Below are 6128 nucleotides of genomic sequence, written 5' to 3'. Positions count from 1 at the left end.
CACTCAGTGAACAAAGGCTTTTCCAAGTTTCAAACCGTCATATGGTTTGCCAATATTCATCCTACTTTGAGAATGGGCTGAAAAAATTTTAGGGCTTTTTACTGCTAATATAGTTGGTACCGATATAGGCAATAGATACGTACCTGACATTGTTGCTTATCCCAACGGTAAATCACCCGCCACGACGCAGTGTGGAACACAATCTGCCGTGGATAATGGATTAACTAAGCCGCTTAAAGGCGAACTTTAAATTTGGAGAAAAATGCAAACAGAAAGACGACTCAGGTTACCTGATGTCCGCCACATGGTTGGCTACGATACTACGACCACTTACTGCAAGTCCTAATTACTCATATGGAGGATTGAATATGTTGAACCAAATCCAGTTGAAACGTTACGCCGAATTGTCAGGCTATACAGAAAAAGCTTTAAGAGACAAAATTAGCACCGGCGTTTGGGTAGAGGGACTCCACTACTACCGTGCGCCCGACCGCCACATCTTAATCAACGTAAAAGAGGTAGAAAAATGGCAACGAAACGAATACCAACCGGTGTAGTTATCCGCGATCGCAGTATCAAAATATGGTTCATGTATCGGGGTAAACGATGTTGGGAAAGCCTGCCGCTCAAGCCCACCACCGCTAACATCCGGCACGCTACTAAACTCCGGGAAGAAGTGTGTACCCGAATCGCCATCGGCGTATTCGACTATGCCGAATTCTTCCCCGACTCCAAACGAGCGGAAGAAACGGAACGCAGCCCCACCTTCCGTGAGATGGCCGAAGCCTGGCTAGCCACCGTTAACCAGCTATCCCACTCCACACTATCCCGCTATCGCGGCATGCTCAACAGCCACGTCCTGCCTAAAATTGGTGACATGTCGATAGACCGTATCCAGTACAGTACCCTAGCCGGGCTGCTGGCTACCTTAGACTGTAGCGCAAAAACTCGCAACAACATCGCCACCGTTATTCGGCAGCCGTTTGTTCTTGCGCTCCGCGACGGCAGGATAAAAGACAATCCCGCCCAGCATCTGGCCAACGCCAAAGTGCAGAAAGAGCCGCCTGATCCGTTCACGCTCGAAGAGGCCGAAGCCATCCTAGGCTACCTGAAAAATGAACCTGTGTTTCACAATTACTTCGAGCTGGCCTTTTTTAGCGGTATGCGTACCAGCGAGCTCATCGCTCTCACTTGGCAGGACATCGACTTCCAAAGGCAGTGCGTGCGCGTGAACAAAGCATCCGTGGCTGGCAAGCTGAAAAGCACCAAAACCCACAGCTATCGAGACATCGAGCTCAATAGCCGCGCCTTGGAAGCTTTACGTAGGCAATGGCAAAGAACAGGACTAGCAAGCGGATACGTTTTCATCAATCCGAAAACTGGCAGCCCATTTGAGAACGACAAAGTGCCGTGGAGACCGTGGCAGCACGCCATAAAAATAGCGGGGGTAAGGTACAGGAAACCCTACAACACCCGCCATACATTTGCCACACTCAACCTCATGGCCGGAGCCAACCCCATGTGGGTAGCCCGTCAGATGGGACACAGCACCATGAAGATGCTACTTGAAAACTATTCACGCTGGATCGACTTGGCCGACAAGCAGCGTGAAAAGTCTAAAATCGAGCAGCTTTTTGATGGGAAATGTGCCAATAGTGTGCCAAAAAACACAGAAATGGAAATAAGTACAGGATACTTATCGGATATCTTGGTGGAGGCGGGGGGAATTGAACCCCCGTCCGAAAGTCCTCTACAGAGCGTTCTACATACTTAGTCGTGTCTATTTAAAATCTCGTTCCTATCATGCCGACCGACAGGCCTTCTAGGAACCAGTTACCTTAAATCTTATTTCCCGCCAAGTAACCCGGCGGAAAACCAGTCAATGTAGAATGACGTTGCGGTAGCTTGCGCTACACAGCCCATTGACCAACTGCTGCAACGGCAGGCCTTAAGCGGCCAGTGCGTAAGTTTCGTCGTTTGCGACTATTTAGATTCAGTGTTTTACGGGAAATCTGAGACCCCGGTATGCCCGCATCTGCTTTGCAACCCCCGTCGAAACCAAGATCGCCCCCAGATGGGAAACGTTGATTATACGCATATCAGGCTGTTTTGCCAAGCAGAACGGGCACAACAAAGGTCGTCTGAACACGCAAATCATGCTTTCAGACGATCTTTCGCCTTATTCGATTATTGCCGGTAAGTCTGCAAGAAGCGTTCGAGTTTGCCCATGGCTTCTTCGATTTGGTGGGTGTACGGCAGGGTAACGATGCGGAAATGGTCGGGGCGTACCCAGTTGAACCCGGTTCCTTGGACGAACAAGACTTTTTCGCGCACAAGCAGGTCGTAGATAAATTTCATGTCGTCATGGATGCCGTACATTTCGGTGTCGATTTTCGGGAACATATACATCGCGCCCATCGGTTTGACGCAGGAAAGTCCGGGAATTTGGTTAATCAGTTCCCACGCTTTATTGCGCTGCTCCAGCAGGCGGCCGCCGGGCAGGATAAATTCGTTGATGCTTTGATAGCCGCCCAAAGCGGTTTGGATGGCGTGTTGCATGGGCGTGTTGGCACACAGGCGCATGGAGGCGAGCATATCGAGACCTTCGATATAGCCTTTGGCATGTTCTTTCGGACCATTCAGCACCATCCAGCCTTGGCGGAATCCGGCAACACGGTAGGCTTTGGAGAGGCCGTTGAAGGTGATGGTCAGCAGGTCGGGCGCGAGCGCGGCAATGTGGTGGTGGACCGCGCCGTCGTAGAGGATTTTGTCGTAGATTTCGTCGGCGAAGATGATCAGACCGTGTTTGCGCGCCAACTCGGCGATTTCGAGCAGGATTTCTTTGCTGTACACTGCGCCGGTCGGGTTGTTGGGGTTGATGACGACGATGGCTTTGGTTTTCGGTGTGATTTTGGCTTCCATATCGGCAAGGTTGGGAAACCAGTCGTTTTCTTCGTCACACAAATAATGGCGAACCGTACCGCCCGCTAAAGTGGCGGCAGCCGTCCACAGCGGATAATCGGGCGCGGGAATCAGGATTTCGTCGCCGTCGTTCAAAAGCGCCTGCATGGACATGGTAATCAGCTCAGACACGCCGTTGCCGATATAAACGTCGTTGACCGAAATATCGCGCAGACCTTTGGTTTGATAGTAATGAACGATGGCCTTGCGGGCGGAATACAGCCCTTTGGAATCGCAATAGCCCTGCGCGGTCGGCAGGTTGCGGATGACATCCACCAAAATTTCATCGGGCGCTTCAAAGCCGAACGGCGCAGGGTTGCCGATATTGAGCTTGAGGATTTTATGACCTTCTTCTTCCAGTTGTAGGGCTTTTTTGTGTACGGGGCCGCGGATGTCGTAGCAAACGTGGTCCAGCTTGGACGATTTGGGAAATTTCTCCATGATGTGTGTTCCGTAAAATTGTTAACAATGGGGGTAAATGTACTCCGTTTACAGGCGGAAAGAAAGTATTTTATGCAACTGAGAATAGGTCGTCTGAAACCGCATTTCAAATTTCAGACGACCTTTATTACATCCCTATTCCCCTTTCAATACATACTTCCTGAAATATAGTAAACTTGCCGTCAGTTTTCCCTTCCTCCTTCCTGCCATGTTCCCCATTATTCCCACCGACCGCGCCGCTGCCGAATGGCGCAACGAAAGTACGCAAAAGCCGCCCAAACAGGCGGTTTATGTGCATGAAGGCAATGCCGCCGATATTCTGAAAAACGCCCACGCCCACACGGCAACGGTTTGGACGGGCGATTTCCACAACGCCAAGCAAGTGTTGGCGGCGATGAAAAAGCGCGTCCGCAGGTCGTCTGAAAAAACAAAAAACGCGCCTATCGATATTCAGACGACCTTCCACACCCACCGCATGAAGCAGGCGCAGCAAAGCCGCGTGTTGAACATGCTTGCCGTCGAAATCGGCGCGGGTTTTCAGTTAGGCAATCCGCGCGCGCCCAACGTCCGCGCCGCCCTTGCCGATGTGTACGACGAGCCGAACGACACGCCGTTTTTGCTGCCGCTCAACCAGCTTTTGGGCTTTATCGGCGCACACGAATGGCACAAAAAAGGCATAGACATTCCGCAGCTTGGCGGCAAAATCCACGTCCCCTTCGGCGTGTTCTCGCCCCTGCGCGGCGAATATCTGGACTTAATCGCCCAAGCACCGTTGAATCCCCATATTCAGACGGCGTTCGACATCGGCACAGGCTCCGGCGTTATCGCCGCCATCCTCGCCAAACGCGGCATTTCCGAAATCATCGCTACCGATACCAACCCCAAAGCCATCACCTGCGCAACCGCCAACCTCGCCCGCTTGGGGCTGGACAAACAAGTCGTCGTACAAGCCGTCGACTTGTTTCCCGAAGGATGCGCCGACCTGATCGTCTGCAACCCGCCGTGGCTGCCCGCCAAACCGACTTCCGCCGTCGAAACCGCCCTCTACGATCCCGACAACGCCATGCTGACCGCCTTCTTAAACGGCGTGCGGCAACATTTAAATCCGCAAGGCGAAGCGTGGTTAATCATTTCCGACTTGGCGGAACATCTACACCTGCGCGACCGCGATTTTCTGGAACAATGTTTTCAGACGACCTCTTTAGAAGTGGTCGATATTCTGAAAACCAAACCGCGCCACCGCAAAGCCGCCGACGAATCCGACCCGCTCGCCTTCGCCCGCAATCGGGAAACCACATATCTCTATCGTTTGAAAGCAAAGTCCTGATATACAATCAGGTCGTCTGAAACCCACACCCGCCATACCCATGCAACTGATCAAATACCTCCAATCCCAAGGCATAGGCAGCCGCAAACAATGCCAGTGGCTGATTCAAAACGACTGTGTCGAAATCAACGATACAGTCCGCAACGACACCAAAGCCGACATCGATCCCGCCGAAGTCCAAACGCTGCGCATAGACGGCGAAGACATCGTCGTCGTGCCCATACCTTATTTCTACATCCTGCTCAACAAACCCGCCGATTACGAAACCTCGCACAAACCGCAACAATACCCCAGCGTTTTCAGCCTTTTCCCCGACCATATGCGCAACATCGATATGCAGGCGGTCGGCAGGCTGGATGCGGATACGACGGGCGTTTTGCTGATTACCAACGACGGGCAGTTCAACCACCGCGTTACCTCGCCGAAACACAAAGTACCCAAAATCTACCGCGTTACCCTGAAGCATCCTGCCGATGACAGCCTGTGTGAAACGCTGAAAAACGGCGTTCTGCTGCACGACGACAACGAAACCGTCCACGCCGCCGAAGCCGTTTTGGAAAATCCGACCACCCTGCTGATGACCATTACCGAAGGCAAATATCATCAAGTCAAACGCATGGTCGCCGCCGCCGGCAACCGCGTCGAACACCTCCACCGGGACGAATTTAACGGACGAACGGTAGAAAATTTAGCCTCAGGTGAGTGGAAATTCATCACAGTTTGAAAATTTTGAAGTTTTTTCAAAAAAAATTTAACCATTATGATTTTTTTATTTGTTTAAAAACATGATGATATAAGTGTTAAGATGTTATTAACCAAACTTAACGCCATCATTCGTGAACTATTATATAATTCGCGTGTCTGAGTAACACTTGCTTCGAGAGAAGTGAGTAAGTGAGTAAGACGTTTTCCCCGTAATGTGTTTGGCCATCTATACTTTTCCCCTTAGTATAGATGGTTTTTTTTATCTGCAATTTTCTCAGCCCTTCCTACCGTATAGCTCCCTTCCCTTAATCAGGCAAATAGAGTCGACTGGTAAAACAAATTATTTTATTCACAGACCGCTGTCTAATGCCTGTTTCCTTAGCTGGATATAGTTCCGGGTAACGGTTAAGCGAGACTGGCCTATAAAGCAGCGAAAGCGGAGAAAAATTTACAAGACTTGTAAAGAACCTCGGATAATGCCGCAACCGTTGCCTAAAACCAATATAAGGAGATAACAATGGGATACAATATGATGACCACACAAAAATGGTATGAACATATTACAGATGTGATTATAGGAACCACTCAAAGATTTAATAGAGAGAAAAGTGCTGATAGCATAGAGTATATTAATAGACCTCTTGCGAAAGTATCCTGAAGATTTACAATTCCCAAATGAAATACGAAAACCTAA

Annotated in this window: 5 protein-coding genes, 1 other RNA gene and 1 pseudogene; 5 read left to right on the top strand and 2 right to left on the bottom strand. The window is 50.3% G+C overall.

Going from position 1 to position 6128, the window contains the following annotated elements; genetic code table 11:
* Positions 1–293: 293 nt before the first annotated feature.
* Both F9B91_RS11760 and F9B91_RS11755 read left to right on the top strand, forming a co-directional pair.
* Positions 294–557: an excisionase gene (locus F9B91_RS11760; protein ID WP_225306635.1), complete on the top strand. Its 264-nt coding sequence runs from the start codon at positions 294–296 to the stop codon at positions 555–557.
* Positions 527–1567 (top strand): annotated as a pseudogene (locus F9B91_RS11755) (Arm DNA-binding domain-containing protein); the annotation flags it as partial. The gene F9B91_RS11760 and the pseudogene F9B91_RS11755, both read left to right, overlap by 31 nt.
* A gap of 142 nt (positions 1568–1709) precedes the next feature.
* Here F9B91_RS11755 and ssrA read toward each other — a convergent pair.
* Positions 1710–2072: a transfer-messenger RNA gene (gene ssrA / locus F9B91_RS11750) on the bottom strand.
* A 115-nt stretch (positions 2073–2187) separates the two neighbouring features.
* Positions 2188–3402, bottom strand: coding sequence for a pyridoxal phosphate-dependent aminotransferase (locus tag F9B91_RS11745; protein WP_150923278.1), 1215 nt, complete (start codon positions 3400–3402; stop codon positions 2188–2190).
* A gap of 208 nt (positions 3403–3610) precedes the next feature.
* On the opposite strand from F9B91_RS11745, the gene F9B91_RS11740 reads away from it, so the two are divergent.
* From F9B91_RS11740 to F9B91_RS11730, 3 genes are all read left to right on the top strand, one after another.
* The gene (locus F9B91_RS11740; RefSeq protein WP_003743136.1) at positions 3611–4729 is read left to right on the top strand and encodes a methyltransferase; all 1119 of its coding nucleotides are present in this window, start codon (positions 3611–3613) and stop codon (positions 4727–4729) included.
* Positions 4730–4769: 40 nt separating this feature from the next.
* Complete coding sequence (locus F9B91_RS11735; protein WP_150923277.1) at positions 4770–5453, top strand: 16S rRNA pseudouridine(516) synthase; 684 nt, start codon at positions 4770–4772, stop codon at positions 5451–5453.
* A gap of 498 nt (positions 5454–5951) precedes the next feature.
* Complete coding sequence (locus F9B91_RS11730) at positions 5952–6092, top strand: hypothetical protein (protein WP_225306632.1); 141 nt, start codon at positions 5952–5954, stop codon at positions 6090–6092.
* Positions 6093–6128 lie beyond the last annotated feature (36 nt).

It is taken from the genome of Streptococcus mitis (assembly GCF_008763935.1).
Classification (GTDB): domain Bacteria; phylum Bacillota; class Bacilli; order Lactobacillales; family Streptococcaceae; genus Streptococcus; species Streptococcus mitis_DB.
Note: the sequence above shows the minus strand (reverse complement) of the source record. Positions and strands in the feature narration are given on the sequence as shown.

What these genes read in the sequence shown, in the direction of transcription:
- F9B91_RS11760 (WP_225306635.1), top strand. Translation starts at nt 294, where the DNA reads ATGTCCGCCACATGGTTGGCTACGATACTACGACCACTTACTGCAAGT.
- F9B91_RS11745 (WP_150923278.1), bottom strand. Translation starts at nt 3,402, where the DNA reads ATGGAGAAATTTCCCAAATCGTCCAAGCTGGACCACGTTTGCTACGAC.
- F9B91_RS11740 (WP_003743136.1), top strand. Translation starts at nt 3,611, where the DNA reads ATGTTCCCCATTATTCCCACCGACCGCGCCGCTGCCGAATGGCGCAAC.
- F9B91_RS11735 (WP_150923277.1), top strand. Translation starts at nt 4,770, where the DNA reads ATGCAACTGATCAAATACCTCCAATCCCAAGGCATAGGCAGCCGCAAA.
- F9B91_RS11730 (WP_225306632.1), top strand. Translation starts at nt 5,952, where the DNA reads ATGGGATACAATATGATGACCACACAAAAATGGTATGAACATATTACA.